The sequence below is a fragment of the Pseudomonas putida genome (genome assembly GCF_003228315.1).
Classification (GTDB): domain Bacteria; phylum Pseudomonadota; class Gammaproteobacteria; order Pseudomonadales; family Pseudomonadaceae; genus Aquipseudomonas; species Aquipseudomonas putida_S.
This window is the reverse complement of the sequence record NZ_CP029693.1, coordinates 3,460,680-3,478,573: the sequence shown is the minus strand read 5'-3', so window position 1 is coordinate 3,478,573 and position 17,894 is coordinate 3,460,680. Positions and strand designations below refer to the sequence as shown.

Genomic DNA, 17,894 nt, shown 5'->3' with positions numbered 1-17,894 from the left:
TGCTTTCTCCCTTTCCTGTGCATGAACAGAATGACCTGCACAGAAAACCCAAGGAGTGAGCCATGACGTTCTCAATTATCGGGCGCTGCCCTGAAACCGGGCAGCTCGGTATTGCCATCAGTTCTTCGAGCATTGCGGTGGGCGCGCGTTGCCCGTGGGCGCGGGCGGGGGTCGGGGCGGTGTCCACGCAGAACATTACGTTGCCGGCGCTGGGGCCGCAGATTCTGGACCTTCTGGAGCATCAGCACCTGGAGCCTGAGGCGGCGCTCGACAAGGCGTTGACGTCCAATGGCTGGAGCCAGTACCGGCAGGTCACGGTGATCGATGCGTCAGGACGGATTGCCTGTTTCAGCGGCAAGGAGTCGCTGGGTGTGCATAACGCGGTCAAGGGCGAGCAGTGTGTCGCGGCGGGCAATCTGCTCAGCGATGTGCGGGTGATCGGGGCCATGGTCGCGGCGTTCGAGGCCGAGCCGGGTCAACTGGCGGATCGCCTGCTGGCGGCGATGCAGGCGGCCATGGCTGCCGGTGGCGAGGCCGGGCCGGTTCACTCCGCCGCGCTGAAAGTGGTGGGCGACTACACCTGGCCGATCATCGACTTGCGGGTCGATTGGGCCGAGGAAGATCCGATCGGCCAACTGCACGGTCTCTGGCAGGCCTATCGACCGCAGATGCAGGATTACCTGACCCGTGCGCTCAACCCGACGGCGGCACCCAGCTATGGAGTGCCGGGGGATGAGTGAGGTCTCCAGTCGCGACCTGCTGGAGCGTCTGATTGCCTTCGCCACCGTCAGTCGCGATTCCAACCTTGAACTGATTCGCTTCATCGAGGCCTATCTGGCCGGACACGGTGTGCAGAGTGAGTTGTTCTTCAACGACGAAGGCACCAAGGCCAATCTGTTCGCCACCATTGGCCCGCTCCAGTCAGGCGGGGTGGTGCTGTCAGGGCATACCGATGTGGTGCCGGTCGACGGGCAGGCCTGGACGGTCGATCCGTTTCACTTGAGCGAAAAGGACGGACGCCTATACGGGCGCGGCACGGCGGACATGAAAGGCTTCATCGCCTCGGTGCTCGCGGCGGTGCCGAACTTTGTCCAGCGTCCATTGCGAGTCCCGGTGCACCTGGCGTTTTCCTACGATGAAGAAGTGGGGTGCCTGGGCGTCAGGCCGATGCTCGTCGAGTTGCAGAAGCGGCCGTACAAACCCGCGCTCTGTCTGATCGGCGAGCCGACCGAACTCAAACCCGTGCTTGGTCACAAGGGCAAGCTGGCGATGCGCTGTGAAGTGCGTGGCGCCGCCTGCCATTCAGCGTATGCGCCTTACGGGGTCAATGCGATCGAATATGCGGCGAAACTGATTGGCCGGCTGGGCGCTATCGGTGAGCAACTCGCGCATCCGGATCACCATGACGAACGTTTCGATCCGCCGTATTCCACGGTGCAAACGGGCGTCATCAAAGGTGGCCGGGCGCTGAACATCGTCCCCGCCGAATGCGAGTTCGATTTTGAAGTGCGGGCGTTGCCGAACTTCGATGCCCAGGACGTGGCCAGCCAGTTGCAGGCCTACGCCGAAGAACAGCTGTTGCCGAAAATGCGTGCGGTGCAGGCGGACACGGACATCAAGTTGCGCCCGCTCAGTGCATATCCCGGTTTGGCGACTTCCCCCGAGAGCGAAGCGGCGCGCTTGCTGGCGATCCTGAGCCAGTCTTCAGCCTTTGGCACAGTGGCCTTTGGCACCGAAGGCGGTTTGTTCGATGAGGCTGGTATCCCCACGGTGGTCTGCGGCCCCGGCAGCATGGAACAGGGGCATAAACCGGATGAGTTCATTGAGCTTGCGCAGTTGCAGGGCTGTGACGCGATACTGCTCCGATTGGCTGACTACCTGTGTACCGATCCCTCAAAGATGTAGTCCCCCTGTAGGAGCGAGCCTGCTCGCGATGGACGTTCAGGCGCCGCGCGTAGTCAGGTAGCCCGCATTATCGTTAACGACCATCGCGAGCAGGCTCGCTCCTACAACTCAACTGCTCCCGGCAGAAGTCCACGAACAACTGCGCAGGCTTGGTCAGTTGATTGCGCTTTAGACGCGCGGACGCCAGGCCAGAGGTCGTCACCGGTTCCTTGATATCGACCGTGACCACCTTTTTCCCATCGTAAGTGCATTCCGAATGGGGGCGGGTCACCAGGATCGAGAAGCCGAAACCCTGGCCGACCATGCCCCGCACCATCTCGATCGACGGCGAGCTGAAGACGATGTTCGGTGTCAGTTCCAGTTCGTGGAACAGGCTGACGAAGTAGGTCCGGCTCGGTTGCACATCGAGCAGAATCATCGGCTCGCCGCACAGGTCCCGCAGCGACACCTCTTTCTGGCCGGCAAAACGGTGCCCTTCCGGCAGCAGCACGTAGGGCTTTTGCGGAGGCATCAAAGGCGTGGTTTCGATGGTGCTGTCCAGGCCGTGATCGTAGAGAAAGGCCACGTCGAAGGTGCCGGCGGTCAGGCCTTGCACCAGATCCTGCTGCTCGCCGTCGCGAATGCGGATGTCCACGCCCGGATACAGCTTGCGGAAGTCGGCGATCAGTCGTGGCAGGTACAGCGGGGCGACCGTCTCGAAGCAGCCGATGTCGATCTGCCCGGACACCGTGTCGTTATCCGCCAGTGCGTTCTGCTCGAACTCCCGGGCCATGCGCAGCAGCTCCTGGGCCTTGTGGTAGAAGCGCGTGCCGGTGGGGGTCAGGGACACGCCCTGGGCATGGTGGCGGATGAACAGCTGGACGTTGAACGACTCCTCCAGGCTCTTGATCGCCGTGGAAACCGACGGCTGAGCGATATAGAGCTGCCTCGACGCCTCCGCCACGCTGCCGGCTTCCACCGTGGTGACGAAGTACTTGAGTTGTCGCAAGGTATAGGAAGCCACACGCACCTCTTTTTTCTCGGGTTTGCGGTGAAAGCCTGGATGGCCCATGTCCCGCGAATGCTTGGCTGAACCTTACCTCAAGCCGGGTCCGGGCTGGCCAAAGCCTTGCCAAGTTTTTTCTTATGTCCCGAGCATATTTTTAATAATTTTCGTGGACGCGCCGCTGACGCACTATCTCTCCCACCTCTGATCACAAACTGACCACCCAGGCGGTCTTAAAGGGAGCGTAGCGTGTTCAACCTCGACTACTGGCAGCAAAGAGCTGCCCGGCAAACCTTCTGCGATAAAGCCTTGATCGATGGCCGACAGGTCTCTGCCGTGTCGGGCGCGACGTTCGACTCCATCAACCCGGCCACCAACCAGTTGCTGGCCCGGGTCGCCGCCTGCGGTGATGTCGAAGTGGACTTGGCGGTGCGCAGTGCGCGCCGCGCTTTCGACGAGGGCCCTTGGGCGCGCATGGCGCCGATTGAGCGCAAGCGCGTGCTGCTGCGACTGTCCGAGCTGATGCTGACCCATCGCGAAGAGCTGGCCTTGCTCGACTCCCTCGACATGGGCAAGCCCGTGATGGATGCCTTCAACATCGATGTTCCCGGCGCCGCCCACGTGTTTGCCTGGTATGGCGAGGCGCTGGACAAACTCTACGATCAGGTCGCGCCCACCGCGCCATCAGCACTGGCGACCATCACCCGCGAAGCCTTGGGTGTCGTCTCGGCGGTGGTGCCGTGGAATTTCCCGCTGGACATGGCGGCCTGGAAACTCGCGCCCGCCTTGGCGGCCGGCAACAGCGTGGTGCTCAAGCCCGCCGAGCAATCACCGTTCTCGGCACTGCGTCTGGCAGAGCTGGCGCTGGAAGCCGGTTTGCCACCGGGTGTGCTGAACGTGGTGCCGGGGCTGGGCGAATCCGCCGGCAAGGCCCTGGGCCTGCACCCCGATGTCGATTGCCTGGTGTTTACCGGTTCGACCCAGGTCGGCAAATACTTCATGCAGTACTCCGCTCAGTCGAACCTCAAGCAGGTCTGGCTGGAATGCGGCGGCAAGAGCCCGAGCCTGGTGTTCGACGACTGCCGTGATCTGGATCTGGCAGCAGAGAAAGCGGCGTTCGGCATCTTCTTCAACCAGGGCGAGGTCTGCTCGGCCAACTCTCGCCTGTATGTGCAGCGTTCGATCCAGGATGAGTTCATCGAGCGAGTGCTGGAAAAAGCCAAGGGCTGGATGCCGGGCGATCCACTGGATCCGGCCAGCCGAGCGGGGGCCATCGTCGACTCCAGGCAGGCTGCCTCGGTGATGAATTTTATCGAGCGCGCCCATGAAGACGGCGCCAGGCTGCTCACCGGCGGTCGTCGCTTGAGCTTCAACGGCTCCGACAACTTCATCGAACCGACTGTTTTCGCCAATGTTGCCCAGGACTCGCACCTGTCCCGCGAAGAAGTCTTCGGCCCGGTGCTGGCGATTTCCAGCTTCGACACCGAAGAGCAAGCCGTGAAATTGGCCAACGACAGCGTCTATGGTTTGGCCGCCTCGGTATGGAGTGATGATCTGAATCGCGCCCACCGAGTTGCGAAGGCATTGAAGGCGGGTACTGTTTCGGTCAATACCGTGGATGCCCTGGATGTCACCGTGCCGTTCGGTGGGGGTAAACAATCGGGTTTTGGACGGGATCTTTCCTTGCACTCTTTCGATAAATACACCCAGTTGAAAACAACCTGGTTTCAGCTGCGTTAAGTTTCTTCTTAAGTAACTTTTCAAGTAACTTTCCGTGCACTTGAAGTGTGTGCGAATCGGCAACGGAGAATAACAATGACAACAGAATACAAACCCCAGCGCGAAACCAGTGACTATCAGGCCGGCGACGCCGCCCACCACATTCACGCCTTCCTCGACCAGAAAGCGCTGAACGCCGAAGGCCCGCGCGTCATCGTCGGTGGCGAGCGTTTGCACCTGTGGGACAACGACGGCAATCGCTACCTCGATGGCATGTCCGGGCTGTGGTGCACCAACCTCGGCTACGGGCGCAAGGATCTTGCCGCCGCGGCGACCCGTCAGCTGGAGCAGTTGCCGTACTACAACATGTTCTTCCACACCACCCACCCGGCGGTGGTCGAGCTGTCCGAGTTGCTGTTCAGCCTGCTGCCCAAGCACTACAGCCACGCGATCTACACCAACTCCGGCTCCGAAGCCAACGAGGTGTTGATCCGTACGGTACGCCGTTACTGGCAGATTCTCGGCAAGCCGCAGAAGAAGATCATGATCGGTCGCTGGAACGGCTATCACGGCTCGACACTGGGGGCCACGGCGCTGGGTGGTATGAAGTTCATGCACGACATGGGCGGGGTGATTCCCGATGTCGCGCACATTGATGAGCCTTACTGGTTCGCCCACGAGGGGAATCTGACCCCGGCGGAGTTCGGCCTGCGTGCGGCCCGGCAGCTGGAAGAGAAGATTCTCGAACTGGGCGCCGAGAACGTGGCGGCGTTCGTCGCCGAGCCGTTCCAGGGCGCCGGCGGCATGATCTTCCCGCCGGAAAGCTACTGGCCGGAGATCCAGCGCATTTGCCGCCAGTACGACGTGCTGCTGTGTGCCGACGAGGTGATCGGTGGCTTCGGGCGTACCGGCGAGTGGTTCGCCCACCAGCACTTCGATTTCCAGCCGGACACCCTGTCCATCGCCAAGGGCCTGACCTCGGGCTACATCCCCATGGGTGGCCTGATCCTGAGCCGGCGCATGGCCGAGGTATTGGTCGAGCAGGGCGGTGTCTTTGCCCACGGCCTGACCTATTCCGGCCACCCGGTGGCCGCCGCGGTCGCGATCGCCAACCTCACGGCGTTGCGCGATGAGGGCGTGGTCACCCAGGTGAAAACCGACACCGGTCCGTACCTGCAGAACTGCCTGCGCGAGGTGTTCGGCAATCACCCGCTGGTGGGTGAAATCCAGGGCACGGGGCTGGTGGCGGCGTTGCAGTTTGCCCAGGACAAGGCGACCCGCAAGCGCTTCGACAACGAAGGCGATATCGCCTGGCGCTGCCGCACCATCGGTTTCGAGGAGGGCGTGATCATTCGCTCGACCCTGGGCCGCATGATCATGGCCCCGGCACTGATCGCGACGCGCGGTGAAATCGACGAGCTGGTGTCCAAGACGAAGATTGCCGTGGATAGAACGGCCCAGGAAATTGGCGTGCTTTAAAGCGCCAAAACTGTAGGAGCGAGCCTGCTCGCGATGGTCGTTAACGATAACGCGTACTTGCAGGTTTAACGCGGTGTTCTTGAGAACATCGCGAGCAGGCTCGCTCCTACAGGTTGTTGCGTAGTTTTTTCATAAGTTACAACTACAAAAATCATAATTTCGCTATTTGCAGTTACCGCACAGAATAAAAAACACCCGCCAGCAAAGTTAAAACTTCTGAACTTGTTTATTTAAACGGCGGAACCGTCGCGACTTGGCGCGCCATAGTCGTCTCTCTTAAGGGCACAAGCATGACAACTAATAAGATCGAAATAGATACGCTTGTTGTCGGGGCCGGCCAGGCTGGCGTCGCCATGAGCGAACACTTGAGCAAACTGGGCGTTCCGCACCTGGTACTGGAGCGCAACCGCATCGCTGAAGCCTGGCGCACCGGGCGCTGGGACTCCCTGGTGGCCAACGGTCCGGTCTGGCATGACCGCTTCCCGGGCCTGGCCTTCGAAGACCTCGGCCCCGATGCCTTCGCCTCCAAGGATCGCGTGGCGGCTTATTTCGAAGCCTATGCCGAGAAGTTCGAAGCGCCGATCCGTACCGGTGTCGAAGTCAAAAAAGTGGTACGCAACGCCGATCGGCCGGGCTTCACCATCGAAACCTCCGAAGGGGTGATCGAGGCCCAGCGAGTAGTGGCGGCAACCGGCCCGTTCCAGCGCCCGGTGATCCCGCCGATTGCCCCGAAAGACGGCTCGATCAAGCAAATTCACTCGGCCGAGTATTTCAATCCGCAGCAGTTGCCCGAGGGTGGCGTGCTGGTGGTGGGTGCCGGCTCTTCCGGTGTGCAGATCGCCGATGAACTGCAACGCGCGGGCAAGCAGGTCTACCTGTCGGTCGGCCAGCACGACCGTCCGCCTCGTGCCTATCGCAACCGCGATTTCTGCTGGTGGCTGGGGGTGCTGGGGCTGTGGGATGCCGAGGTCATGCAGCCGGGTCGCGAGCACGTGACCATCGCGGTCAGCGGCGCGCGGGGCGGCCACACCGTGGATTTCCGCGCGCTGGCCCGGCAGGGCGTCATGCTGGTGGGACTGACCCGATCCTTCAACGACGGCGTGGTGACCTTCCAGCAGGATCTGGTGCGCAACATCGCGGCCGGCGATGAGAACTACCTGTCGTTGCTGGACGCTGCAGATGCCTATGTTGCGCGCAACGGCCTCGACCTGCCGGAAGAACCCGAAGCCCGGTTCATGCTGCCCGACCCTGATTGCATTACGAACCCGATCCTGGAGCTGGATCTGGCCGAGGCGGGTATCACCTCGATCATCTGGGCGACCGGCTACGCCGTCGATTACAACTGGCTGCAAGTTGATGCCTTCGACGACAAGGGCAAGCCTCGCCACCAGCGCGGCGTGTCGAGTGAACCGGGCGTTTACTTTGTCGGGCTGCCGTGGCTGTCGCGTCGCGGGTCGAGCTTCATCTGGGGTGTCTGGCACGACGCCAAGCACGTCGCCGGTCACATTGCCACGCAGCGCCAGTATCTTGAGTACCGCGATCCTTCGCAGCGCTAAAGCCATCACCATTCATTTTCAGGGGAGACCGTTGATGCCTACTCACACTCGAATTCGCATGTTCAACACCAAAGACACCTATCCCAACCAGGCGCTGGACAACGACCTTTGCCAGGCCGTACGGGCGGGCAACACCGTGTATGTTCGCGGCCAGATCGGTACCGATTTCGAAGGCAACCTGGTGGGGCTCGGGGATCCGGCGGCCCAGGCCGAACAGGCGATGAAGAACGTCAAGCAACTGCTGGAAGAGGCGGGCAGCGATCTGTCGCACATCGTCAAAACCACCACCTACATCATCGACCCGCGCTACCGCGAGCCGGTCTACCAGGTGATCGGCAAGTGGCTCAAGGGCGTGTTCCCGATCTCCACCGGGCTGGTGATTTCCGGGCTGGGCCAGCCGCAATGGCTGATGGAGATCGATGTGATTGCGGTGATTCCCGATGACTGGAATTCGATGCAACTCCTGTAGGAGCAAAGCTTGCTCGCGATTACGTCGGCACATCCAACATTAGGGTAAACAGGTACACCGTCATCGCGAGCAAGCATTGCTCCTACAGGTCAAGGTGAAGCCGGCAGGAGGAATCGCGCAATCACCGGCAAATGATCGGAAATCCGCAAGGTGTCGTCCTGCCTCACCGTCGCTTCGACCCGCTTGATACGCGGGCTGTAAAACAGGTAATCGACGGTGCGGTCCGGCCCGCTCAGGCCAGGATCGTTGGGGTAGTGAGTCAGCCAGCGCGCACGGTCGATGCCGCTGGCTTCGTTGTTGGTGGGGATCATCGGGTATCTGTCCCACAGCACATGCAGGGCGCTGTCGGCGGAGTAGAGCGTGCGCTGCTCATCGGGCAGGCGCTGGTACTGCCCCAGCGGCAACAGGTTGAAATCGCCACCGATCAGCCACGGGGTACCACGGCTTTCAAACTTATCGAGGACCTTGGCCACCGCCGAAACCTGCGCCTGCAAGTTTTCGTCGGGTTGCGTCACGCGGTCCAGGTGGGTGTTGAGCACGGCCACCTGGCCACCGTCGTTCAACGGCAGGTAAGCCGCCAGCAAGGCATTTTTCGGCTGGAACTGGCGACTGATCAGGTTGGCCTTCGCCACCGGCAATTGCAGGCGCTGGGCGTGATCGATCTGGAAGCGGCTCAGGGTCGCCAGTTGCCGGCCGACGCTGCCGAAGATATGCGGGTCAGGGACAAAATCGGCCTTCCAGTCATAGGCGGCGACGCTGCACGGGTACAGATCGGCGACCCGTTCATGCAGCAGTTTGAGCTGGTTCTGGTAATCGGTGGCCTTGGCGCCATCGTCGAGTTCCTGCAGCAGCACGATGTCTGGCTGCTCGTCGCGAATCACCCGCGCCACTTCATCGAAGCTGAAGGCCATGTCTTCGGGTGTGGGGGATTCGTCGGTGCCGTTGGCCAGGTCATTCCAGAACACGTAGCGCTTGCCCGCCAGGTACTGGACGTTCCAGGTCATGACCTTCAGCGCCTGGCCGGGTGCCAGGGTCGGTGCCCGGGTGCTGCAACTGACTGGCAGCACCTCCCGGGCGCCGGGGCGCCAGGTCAGGCTGTAAATCGAAAGGCCAATCAGGACAATCGCAATCAACAATCCCGGCAAGGTGTAGCGCAGCAGTCGGGTCATGGCTCGGCTTATCGCGTTACGAAAATGGTTTGCGAGCATACCTGACGGACGAGCGGTCGCCCAAGGTCAGCGTGGCCCGTCGATTTTTTCCGGTACTTCGCCAATCAGCATGAACAGGCGGAACAGCACCACGCTGGTGAACAGTTGCAGGAAGCTGTGGGCGCTGTCGATCAGCAGGGAGAACACCGGGTTCTGCGGCTCGGGATAGACCGCCATGGTCGCGCCCTTGAGCAGCCACAACGGCCCCATCACACACAAAATGCACACCAGGATGCGGATGAAGTGCCCACGGGTCAGGCGCAGGCTTTCCTTCATCGCCGCCAGTGGCGACAGGCCGCGCAGCACCAGCAGGTATTCGCCGAAGGCCAGGGTCACCATCAGATAGATGCCCGGCAGGAAATACAGGGACAGGCCCAGCAGGATCAGCAGGGTATTGAGGGCGGTCAGCAGGGCGAAGCGCGGCCACAGGTAGGCCGATCGCGACAGCAACTCACGGTTGCTCGGCGATTCGCCACGACTGCGGGCGTCGAGGAACAGAATCAGCGCGGCGGTGTACAGCGGATACACCAGCAGGCCGACGATCACACTGATGCCGGGGAAACTGTCCGGCTCGGTGGAGTGGTCGACCACTTGTTGCAACAGGGCTTCGATGATCACCAGCGGCAGGCACAGCTGCACGATCTGGCCCAGATTGCGCTTGAAGAAATACAGGGAGTCACGCAGTACGTCGAACGGGTTCATCGGTAGACATCGCAGGTCATAAACAGTCACTCACTGTAACCGATGATGTGCGCGAAGGCGCAAACGTAAACGTTCGGTAAAGGCCATTGAAACAACTTGTTTCAGCCTCCATTAAGGTCGGGCACCTTATCCTCAAGGGGAAAAGGTCAACGATTTCTCCGGCAATCTGCGAGGTCGCCATGAACAGCGAAGAACAAACCCTGATCGATGGACTGTTTTCCCGGTTGCAACAGGCCGAAACGGAGGCAGCCCCGCGCGACGCCCAGGCTGAGGCGCGGATCAAGGAACACCTGAACCGCCAGCCGGCGGCAGGTTATTTCATGACCCAGGCGATTCTGGTGCAAGAGGCGGCGATCAAGCGCCTCGATGAACAAAACAAGCAACTGAACCAGCAAATCCAGCAGTTGCAGGCCGACCTGCAACAGGCCCGGGCGCAGACAGCGGCACCGGCGCCGAGCAGCGGCGGTTTCCTGTCGAGTATTTTTGGCGGCAGTTCCCGCGATTCGCAGCCTGCGCCGACTCAGAGTGCGCCGGTTTCGAGCGGTGGCGGCTGGCGTGAGCCAGGGCGTTCCTCGTTCGGTTCGCAACCACCGCAGCAGAACTACGCTGCGCCACCGCAACAGAACTACGTACCGCAACAACAGGCTCCGTCGGCGGGCAGCAGTTTCCTCGGCGGCGCATTGAAAACCGCAGCCGGCGTGGCCGGTGGCGTGATGCTGGCGCAAGGCATCAGCAGCCTGTTCAGCCACAATCAGCAACCGCAGGAAATCGTCGAAGTCATCAAGGAAGAACCCGCCCAGGTGAACGACCACGGCAACAACGGCTGGGGCGACGACCAGCGCATGGCCGGTAACGATTCCTGGGGCAATGACCAGGGCGGCTTTGCCGACACCGACTACAACGATGACAGCTCGTCGTTCTTTGGCGGCGACGACGACTCCTTCGTCTGACACACCATTCGTCCGGAGCGCTGCGGCGCTTCGGACCGATTATTCGCGGAAATCTCCTTCAGACTGGCATACTGGGCGCCTTTTCGGGCCTGGGGCCTGATCCTGCCTGCGCTCTGATGAAGGTGTCCGGTGAAAAAAATCGCAGTGTTCGCCGATGTCCAGAACCTCTATTACACCGTGCGTCAGGCTTACGGGTGTCACTTCAACTATGCCGCCCTGTGGGCTGAAATCAGCAAGCAGGGGCAGATCGTCGAGGCCTACGCCTACGCCATCGATCGCGGCGACAGCAAACAGCAGCAGTTCCAGCAGATCCTGCGCAACCTCGGGTTCACCGTGAAGCTCAAGCCCTACATCCAGCGCAGCGACGGCTCGGCCAAGGGCGACTGGGACGTGGGCATCACCCTCGACGTCATGGATGCGGCGGATCATGTCGATGAAGTCGTGCTGGCGTCCGGCGACGGGGATTTCGACATGCTGCTCGAACGCATCATCAGCAAGCATGGCGTGCAGGCGGTGGCCTATGGCGTGCCGGGCCTGACCGCCAATTCGTTGATCCGCGCCGCCAGCCGCTACGTGCCGATCGAAGGCGCATTGCTGCTCAAGAATTGATTTTTACGGAGTTGAAACAGGTTTGGAACGCATTGCAGTCATCGACTTTGAAACCACCGGGATCTCCCCGAGCAGCAGCTGCCGGGCCACGGAAATCGCCGTGGTCATTCTCGAACAGGGGCGCATCGTCGAGCGTTACCAGAGCCTGATGAATGCCGGCGTGCGCGTCCCGGCCTTCATCGAACAACTCACCGGCATCAGCAACGCCATGCTGCGCACCGCGCCTTCGGCGGAGCAGGTGATGAACGAGGTCAACGAATTTGTCGGCACCACGCCGCTGCTGGCGCACAACGCCGCGTTCGACCAGAAGTTCTGGGATTTCGAACTGGGACGGATCAAGCGCACCCGCCTGCAGAATTTCGCCTGCTCGTTGCTGCTGGCCCGCCGCCTGATGCCCGCCGCGCCGAACCACAAACTCGGCACTCTCACCACCTTCGCCAACCTGCCCCACACCGGCAAGGCCCACCGGGCCATGGCCGATGCCGAAATGGCGGCTAACCTGACAGCGCACCTGGCTGGGGAGTTGCGGGACAAACACGGTGTGCGCGAGCTGTCCCATGACCTGCTGTGCAAATTGCAGAAAGTGCCGGCGGCGAAAGTCGGCGAGCATCTCAAGCGCTATTGCAACCCTCTGTAGGAGCGAGCCTGCTCGCGATGAACCCGAGAACAACACGGGGTGTCAGGTTTCCCGCGTTACCGTTCACGACCATCGCGAGCAGGCTCGCTCCTACAGGTTGGTCTCTATGTGCCCCAACGGCACCCGCTTCTCGATGGCGCTGGACAACACAATCGACGTCTTGCTGAACCCGAACGTGGCGATCCGGTTGATCAAATCCTCCAGCTCCGGCATCGATCCCACTGCCGCTTGCATGATCACGCACGGATCGCCGGTGACCCGGTGGCATTCGGTCAGTTGCGGGATTTTGATCAGGTCGTCGTAGGCTTTCTGGTTGCCGTGCTGGTTCAAGCGCAATTCGATGACGCACTGGATCGGCAGCCCCAGCTTGGCCATGTCGACTTTCGCCTGGTAGCCGGTGATCACGCCGCTGGCTTCGAGTTTGGCCACGCGTTCGGCCACAGCCGGGGCGGACAGGTTGACCTTGCGCGCGAGGTCCGCGTAGGACGCGCGACCGTTTTCCAGCAGGGCGCTGAGCAGCATGCGATCGTATTTGTCCATCGCGGTGACTCCTGAAAAATGACCGACTTTCGAAACCACGGTTTGTAGCCTTCAATACCGTGTTTTGAAAAGTGTACCGGCGCTTTAAACAAGTTTTGTAACTTATTATTCGCCGCCGGCCTTTTTAGAATAGCGGTTCACTTGTCCCGCCTGTGAGCTGCCCCCATGCCCGGCCTACGTCGCTTTCCCTTGCCCCTGATCGCTGCCTTTTTCGCCTTGTACGTGATTTGGGGGTCGACTTACCTGGTGATCCGCATCGGTGTGGAGTCCTGGCCACCCCTGTTGCTCGCGGGTATTCGTTTCGTGATTGCCGGCTCCCTGATGTACGCCTTCCTGCGCTGGCGCGGGGCACCGGCGCCGACCTGGGCACAATGGAAAGCCGCCGGGATCATCGGCGTGTTGCTGCTGGCGTGCGGCAATGGCGCGGTGAGCGTGGCCGAACACACGGGCGTGGCTTCCGGGGTCGCAGCGTTGGCGGTGGCGACAGTGCCACTGTTTACCTTGCTCTGCGGTTATTTCTGGGGCGCGCGTAATACCCGTCTCGAATGGGCGGGCGTCGTGCTCGGCATGATCGGCATCGTCATGCTCAATCTGGGCTCCAACCTGCAATCGAGCCCGTTGGGCGCTGCCCTGTTGATCTTTGCCGCGGCCACCTGGGCCTTCGGTTCGGTCTGGAGCAAACACTTGCCGCTGCCCCAGGGCGCCATGGCCAGTGCCGTGGAGATGCTGGTGGGCGGTGTGGTGTTGCTGATCGGCAGCGTGGTCAGCGGCGAACATCTGGAAAAAATGCCACCGATCGAAGGCTGGGCCGCGCTGGCGTACCTGACCGTGTTCGGCTCGATCATCGCCTTCAATGCCTACATGTACCTGTTGAAACACGTTCGTCCGGCGGCAGCTACCAGCTATGCCTACGTCAACCCGGCGGTGGCGGTGCTGCTGGGGATTTTGTTTGTCGGCGAGACCATCGGTATCGAGGAAGCCTTGGCCATGCTGGTGATCATCAGCGCCGTGGTCCTGATTGGCCTGCCGCAATGGCGGCGTACGCCGCAGTCGCCAGTAGCGAAGGTCGTGCCGCCCGTGGTGTCGGCGGAATCCCGCGTGAATTAGGGTAAACTGCGCGGCATTGCATTGTTTCGCACAACCGCGCTGAATTTTTCCTACGGTACTCCCATGACTTTCGCCACCCTTGGCCTGATCGATCCCTTGCTGCGCTCCCTCGAGAAGCTCGGCTACCAGACGCCGACACCGGTTCAGGCGCAAGCCATTCCGGCGGTGCTGGCCGGTCGCGACCTGATGGCCGCCGCCCAGACCGGCACCGGCAAGACCGCCGGCTTCGCCTTGCCGCTCCTCCAACTGCTGGCCATGGAAGGGCCGAAAGTCGCCGCCAACTCGGTGCGTGCGCTGATCCTGGTGCCGACCCGTGAACTGGCCGAACAGGTTCACGAAGCCGTGCGCCAATACGCCGAGAACCTGCCGTTGCGCACCTACGCGGTGTACGGCGGTGTCAGCATCAACCCGCAAATGATGAAGCTGCGTGGCGGCGTAGACCTGCTGGTCGCGACCCCGGGTCGTTTGCTCGACCTGTTCCGCCAGAACGCGCTGAAGTTCAACCAGTTGCAAACCCTGGTACTGGACGAAGCCGACCGCATGCTCGACCTGGGTTTTTCCGAAGAGCTGGCGAACATTTACCGCGCCCTGCCGAAGAAACGTCAGACGCTGCTGTTCTCTGCGACCTTCTCCGATGACATCCGCCTGCTGGCCAGGCAAATGCTCAACGATCCGCTGAGCATCGAAGTCAGCCCGCGCAATGTGGCGGCCAATACCGTCAAGCAGTGGGTGGTGACGGTGGACAAGAAGCGCAAGCCGGAACTGTTCGTGCACTTGATGCGCAAGGGCAAGTGGAAGCAGGTGCTGGTGTTCGCCAAGACCCGTAACGGCGTGGATGCACTGGTGGAAAAACTCCAGGGCCTGGGCGTCAATGCCGACGGCATCCATGGCGACAAACCGCAAGCGACTCGTCAGCGGGCACTGGATCGCTTCAAGGTGGGCGAAGTGCAGATCCTCGTGGCCACCGACGTCGCGGCCCGTGGCCTGGACATCGAGGACTTGCCGCTGGTGGTCAATTTCGACCTGCCGATCGTGGCCGAGGACTACATCCACCGCATCGGTCGTACCGGCCGCGCAGGCGCGACGGGCGAGGCGATTTCCCTGGTGTGCGCCGATGAAGTGAATCTGCTGTCGGCCATCGAGATGCTGACCCGCCAGACCCTCAAGCGTCAGAACGAACCGGACTTCGAGCCCGAGCACCGCGTGCCGGACACTGATGCCAGTGGTCAGGTGATCAAGAAGCCGAAGAAACCGAAAAAGCCGAAAACGTCCGGGGGTGGCGGCAAGCGCAACCTGGGCAAGTGGATTGATAGCGGTGAGGTTTCTGCGCCGGAACCGTCGGTCAAGCCTGTGCGCAAGGTGCCGGTGTTCAATACCGGGCCGCGCAAGCGTAAGCCTTGATTATCGGCGGCGTTTGTTAAGCCGCCATCGCGAGCAGGCTCGCTCCCACATTGGATCTGTGTCGTTCACAAAATCCCCTGTAGGAGCGAGCCTGCTCGCGAAGGGCGCGCTGCGGTCTTCAGCCCTTGCGCCGCAACCACTCCACCATCCCCAACCCCGCCGCACGCCCACTGGCGAAACACGCGGTCAGCAGATAGCCCCCCGTCGGCGCCTCCCAATCGAGCATTTCCCCCGCGCAAAACACGCCAGGCATCTGCTTGAGCATCAAGCGCTCATCCATCGACTCGAACAGCACACCGCCCGCACTGCTGATGGCTTCGTCCAAGGGTCGGGTCTTGACCAGTGTCAGGGGCAGGGCCTTGATCGCCCGGGCCAGCAATGCCAGGTCGGCAAAGGTTTCAGCCGAGGTCAGTTCCCGCAACAGCGCGGCCTTCACGCCATCGATGCCAAGTTGGCTGTGCAGGTGCTTGGACATCGAACGTGAACCACGGGGCTTGCTCAGCGCGGCGAGGATTTTATCCACAGGCCGGCCGGGCAGCAGATCGATATGCACGGTAGCGCTACCGTGTTGGTTGATCGCCTCACGAATCGGCGCCGACAGCGCATAGATCAGACTGCCTTCGATGCCGGTGGCGGTGATCACGCATTCACCCAGCCGTGGCACGTCGTCGTTGAGGCCGATGGCGACGTTTTTCAGCGGGGCGCCGGCGAATTTGCTGACCATCAATTCGCTCCAGGCCTGCACTTCGAAGCCGCAATTGCTAGGTTGCAGGGGCGTCATTCCTACGCCGCACTGCTCCAATGGCAACATCCACGCACCATCCGAGCCCAGGCGCGCCCAACTGCCGCCGCCGAGGGCGAGCAGGGTGGCGTCTGCTTGTACGGTTTTTTCACCGTCGGGGCTGTGGATAAGCAAGTTGCCCTGTTCATTCCAGCCGAGCCAGCGATGACGGGTGTGGATAACTACGCCGCTGTCGCGCAGGCGCTTGAGCCAGGCGCGCAGCAAGGGCGCGGCCTTCATGTCGGTGGGAAACACCCGGCCCGAGCTGCCGACGAAGGTTTCGATGCCCAGTTCATGAATCCACTGGCACAGCGCATCGGCACCGAAACTGCGCAGCAACGGGGCAATCTGCGGGGCGCGCTCGGCGTAGCGGGAAAGAAAGGCCGGATAGTTTTCGGAATGGGTGATGTTCATGCCACCGACACCGGCCAGGAGGAATTTTCGCCCCACCGAAGGCATGCCGTCGTACAGGTCGACCTTGATTCCGGCCTGGCTCAACACTTCGGCCGCCATCAGCCCGGCGGGGCCGCCGCCGATGATGGCGACTTGGGAAGAGGAGGGTGTTGAAGGCTGGGTCATGGCGTGCACTGCGGTTTCGGCGAATGAAGCCGGGCATTCTACCAGCCCCGCCCTCTGTAGGAGCGAGCCTGCTCGCGATGGACCCGAGAACAGCGCGGGGTGTCAGGTTTCTGTAGGAGCGAGCTTGCTCGCGATGGACCCGAGAACAGCACGGGGTGTCAGGTTTCCCGAGTTATCGTTGGCGACCATCGCGAGCAGGCTCGCTCCTACAGGGATCCAAGGCTGGTCAAAAAATAATCGCCGTCCTCTAACCCAAGCACGGTAAGGGCTGTAGTCCCTTTCACTCAGGTTATCCACAGGCGGTTCCACAGCCACTGTGGGTAAAGCATCCACAGCTCAGTGACAGCCTGATGACTGCCAGACCCGCTGCGCGCTGTGATGGAGGATGCCATGGCGTCGTGCCAGGGCCTTGCGGTCCTTGCTGTAGCCGCCACCGATCACCCCGACCACCGGAATATCGCGACCCAGGCAATGGCGCATGACGCTTTCATCCCGGGCTGCCACACCCTGGTCGGTCAGCTTCAGGTAACCCAGGGCGTCGTCCTTGTGCACGTCGACACCGGCGTCATACAGCACCAGGTCGGGCTGATAGAGGGGCAGCAGGTAGTTGAGCGCATCGTTGACCACCTTCAGGTAATCCTCGTCGCCCATGCCATTGGGCAGCGGGATGTCCCAATCGCTTTCGGCCTTGCGTGCAGGAAAATTCTTTTCGCAATGCAGGGAAACGGTAATCGCCTCCGGGGTGTTGTGCAGGATGCGCGCGGTGCCATCGCCCTGGTGCACGTCGCAGTCAAAGATCAACACGCGGTTGACCCGGCCACATTCCAGGAGGAAATGGCTGATCACCGCCAGGTCATTGAAGATGCAGAATCCGGCCGGATGGTCGTAATGGGCATGGTGGGTGCCGCCGGCCAGGTGGCAGGCCAGGCCATGCTCCAGGGCTTGCTCGGCCGCCAGAATGGAACCGCCGACCGCTCGCACCGTGCGCCGGGCCAGGGCTTCGCTCCAGGGCAGGCCGAGGCGACGTTGATCTTCACGGGACAACTCGCCGCCCATGTAGCGTTCGATATACGAAGGGTCATGGGCGAGCGCGAGAATCTCCGGCGGGCACAGTGGCGGACGCAACAGGTCGGCGTCACGGGTCAGCCCGCTCTCCACCAGGTGATCGCGCAGCAGGCGGAACTTGTCCATGGGGAAGCGGTGATCCGCCGGGAACTCGGGGCTGTAGTCTTCGTGATAAATCAACGGCAGGGGCATGGCTGAAATG

The 17,894-nt window shown here is 61.7% G+C and carries 17 protein-coding genes; 11 read left to right on the top strand and 6 right to left on the bottom strand.

Annotated elements, in window-relative coordinates; translation table 11 throughout:
• Positions 1–62 precede the first annotated feature (62 nt).
• A complete protein-coding gene (locus DKY63_RS16205; protein WP_110965020.1) occupies positions 63–740 on the top strand; it encodes a DUF1028 domain-containing protein in 678 nt (225 codons plus the stop codon).
• Entirely contained in the window at positions 733–1,905 is a 1,173-nt protein-coding gene (gene argE / locus DKY63_RS16200) for an acetylornithine deacetylase (RefSeq protein WP_110965019.1), read from the top strand. The genes DKY63_RS16205 and argE overlap by 8 nt, the downstream gene beginning before the upstream one ends.
• 73 nt (positions 1,906–1,978) lie before the next feature.
• On the opposite strand, the gene DKY63_RS16195 is transcribed toward argE, so the two are convergent.
• Positions 1,979–2,908: a LysR family transcriptional regulator gene (locus DKY63_RS16195; RefSeq protein ID WP_110967935.1), complete on the bottom strand. Its 930-nt coding sequence runs from the start codon at positions 2,906–2,908 to the stop codon at positions 1,979–1,981.
• Between the two features lie 231 nt (positions 2,909–3,139).
• Here DKY63_RS16195 and DKY63_RS16190 point away from each other — a divergent pair, with 231 nt between their 5' ends.
• From DKY63_RS16190 to DKY63_RS16175, 4 genes are all read left to right on the top strand, one after another.
• Positions 3,140–4,630, top strand: coding sequence for an aldehyde dehydrogenase (locus DKY63_RS16190; RefSeq protein WP_110965018.1), 1,491 nt, complete (start codon positions 3,140–3,142; stop codon positions 4,628–4,630).
• 75 nt (positions 4,631–4,705) lie between these two features.
• Positions 4,706–6,088 (top strand): aspartate aminotransferase family protein, encoded by a 1,383-nt coding sequence (locus DKY63_RS16185; RefSeq protein ID WP_110965017.1) that lies wholly within the window; start codon positions 4,706–4,708, stop codon positions 6,086–6,088.
• 290 nt (positions 6,089–6,378) lie between these two features.
• Positions 6,379–7,644, top strand: a complete 1,266-nt coding sequence (locus tag DKY63_RS16180; RefSeq protein ID WP_110965016.1) for a flavin-containing monooxygenase — start codon at positions 6,379–6,381, stop codon at positions 7,642–7,644.
• A 34-nt stretch (positions 7,645–7,678) separates the two neighbouring features.
• Positions 7,679–8,113 (top strand): RidA family protein, encoded by a 435-nt coding sequence (locus tag DKY63_RS16175; RefSeq protein ID WP_110965015.1) that lies wholly within the window; start codon positions 7,679–7,681, stop codon positions 8,111–8,113.
• 89 nt (positions 8,114–8,202) lie between these two features.
• On the opposite strand, the gene DKY63_RS16170 is transcribed toward DKY63_RS16175, so the two are convergent.
• Entirely contained in the window at positions 8,203–9,282 is a 1,080-nt protein-coding gene (locus tag DKY63_RS16170) for an endonuclease/exonuclease/phosphatase family protein (protein ID WP_110965014.1), read from the bottom strand.
• Positions 9,283–9,348: 66 nt separating this feature from the next.
• Positions 9,349–10,023: a YciC family protein gene (locus tag DKY63_RS16165; RefSeq protein ID WP_110965013.1), complete on the bottom strand. Its 675-nt coding sequence runs from the start codon at positions 10,021–10,023 to the stop codon at positions 9,349–9,351.
• Positions 10,024–10,202: 179 nt separating this feature from the next.
• Here DKY63_RS16165 and DKY63_RS16160 point away from each other — a divergent pair, with 179 nt between their 5' ends.
• The 3 genes from DKY63_RS16160 (at position 10,203) to DKY63_RS16150 (ending at position 12,219) form a co-directional block, all read left to right on the top strand.
• Complete coding sequence (locus tag DKY63_RS16160; RefSeq protein ID WP_110965012.1) at positions 10,203–10,973, top strand: DUF2076 domain-containing protein; 771 nt, start codon at positions 10,203–10,205, stop codon at positions 10,971–10,973.
• A gap of 129 nt (positions 10,974–11,102) precedes the next feature.
• A complete protein-coding gene (locus DKY63_RS16155; protein ID WP_110965011.1) occupies positions 11,103–11,582 on the top strand; it encodes an NYN domain-containing protein in 480 nt (159 codons plus the stop codon).
• A gap of 22 nt (positions 11,583–11,604) precedes the next feature.
• Positions 11,605–12,219 (top strand): 3'-5' exonuclease, encoded by a 615-nt coding sequence (locus DKY63_RS16150; RefSeq protein ID WP_110965010.1) that lies wholly within the window; start codon positions 11,605–11,607, stop codon positions 12,217–12,219.
• 90 nt (positions 12,220–12,309) lie between these two features.
• Here DKY63_RS16150 and DKY63_RS16145 read toward each other — a convergent pair whose 3' ends face one another.
• Positions 12,310–12,759, bottom strand: a complete 450-nt coding sequence (locus tag DKY63_RS16145) for an Lrp/AsnC family transcriptional regulator (protein WP_110965009.1) — start codon at positions 12,757–12,759, stop codon at positions 12,310–12,312.
• Between the two features lie 165 nt (positions 12,760–12,924).
• Here DKY63_RS16145 and yedA point away from each other — a divergent pair, with 165 nt between their 5' ends.
• Both yedA and DKY63_RS16135 read left to right on the top strand, forming a co-directional pair.
• The gene (gene yedA / locus DKY63_RS16140) at positions 12,925–13,866 is read left to right on the top strand and encodes a drug/metabolite exporter YedA (protein WP_110965008.1); all 942 of its coding nucleotides are present in this window, start codon (positions 12,925–12,927) and stop codon (positions 13,864–13,866) included.
• Between the two features lie 63 nt (positions 13,867–13,929).
• The gene (locus DKY63_RS16135; RefSeq protein ID WP_110965007.1) at positions 13,930–15,267 is read left to right on the top strand and encodes a DEAD/DEAH box helicase; all 1,338 of its coding nucleotides are present in this window, start codon (positions 13,930–13,932) and stop codon (positions 15,265–15,267) included.
• A 118-nt stretch (positions 15,268–15,385) separates the two neighbouring features.
• Here DKY63_RS16135 and DKY63_RS16130 read toward each other — a convergent pair whose 3' ends face one another.
• A complete protein-coding gene (locus DKY63_RS16130) occupies positions 15,386–16,627 on the bottom strand; it encodes a TIGR03862 family flavoprotein (RefSeq protein WP_110965006.1) in 1,242 nt (413 codons plus the stop codon).
• A 336-nt stretch (positions 16,628–16,963) separates the two neighbouring features.
• Positions 16,964–17,884 carry a histone deacetylase family protein gene (locus DKY63_RS16125; RefSeq protein ID WP_110965005.1) on the bottom strand — a complete coding sequence of 307 codons (921 nt, stop codon included), beginning with the start codon at positions 17,882–17,884 and terminating at the stop codon, positions 16,964–16,966.
• Between the last annotated feature and the right edge of the window lie 10 nt (positions 17,885–17,894).

Bases quoted from the DNA above. Each gene is read 5' to 3' on its own strand.
- DKY63_RS16205 (WP_110965020.1), top strand. From the start codon at position 63: ATGACGTTCTCAATTATCGGGCGCTGCCCTGAAACCGGGCAGCTCGGT.
- argE (WP_110965019.1), top strand. From the start codon at position 733: ATGAGTGAGGTCTCCAGTCGCGACCTGCTGGAGCGTCTGATTGCCTTC.
- DKY63_RS16185 (WP_110965017.1), top strand. From the start codon at position 4,706: ATGACAACAGAATACAAACCCCAGCGCGAAACCAGTGACTATCAGGCC.
- DKY63_RS16180 (WP_110965016.1), top strand. From the start codon at position 6,379: ATGACAACTAATAAGATCGAAATAGATACGCTTGTTGTCGGGGCCGGC.
- DKY63_RS16175 (WP_110965015.1), top strand. From the start codon at position 7,679: ATGCCTACTCACACTCGAATTCGCATGTTCAACACCAAAGACACCTAT.
- DKY63_RS16170 (WP_110965014.1), bottom strand. From the start codon at position 9,282: ATGACCCGACTGCTGCGCTACACCTTGCCGGGATTGTTGATTGCGATT.
- DKY63_RS16165 (WP_110965013.1), bottom strand. From the start codon at position 10,023: ATGAACCCGTTCGACGTACTGCGTGACTCCCTGTATTTCTTCAAGCGC.
- DKY63_RS16160 (WP_110965012.1), top strand. From the start codon at position 10,203: ATGAACAGCGAAGAACAAACCCTGATCGATGGACTGTTTTCCCGGTTG.
- DKY63_RS16145 (WP_110965009.1), bottom strand. From the start codon at position 12,759: ATGGACAAATACGATCGCATGCTGCTCAGCGCCCTGCTGGAAAACGGT.
- yedA (WP_110965008.1), top strand. From the start codon at position 12,925: ATGCCCGGCCTACGTCGCTTTCCCTTGCCCCTGATCGCTGCCTTTTTC.
- DKY63_RS16135 (WP_110965007.1), top strand. From the start codon at position 13,930: ATGACTTTCGCCACCCTTGGCCTGATCGATCCCTTGCTGCGCTCCCTC.
- DKY63_RS16130 (WP_110965006.1), bottom strand. From the start codon at position 16,627: ATGACCCAGCCTTCAACACCCTCCTCTTCCCAAGTCGCCATCATCGGC.
- DKY63_RS16125 (WP_110965005.1), bottom strand. From the start codon at position 17,884: ATGCCCCTGCCGTTGATTTATCACGAAGACTACAGCCCCGAGTTCCCG.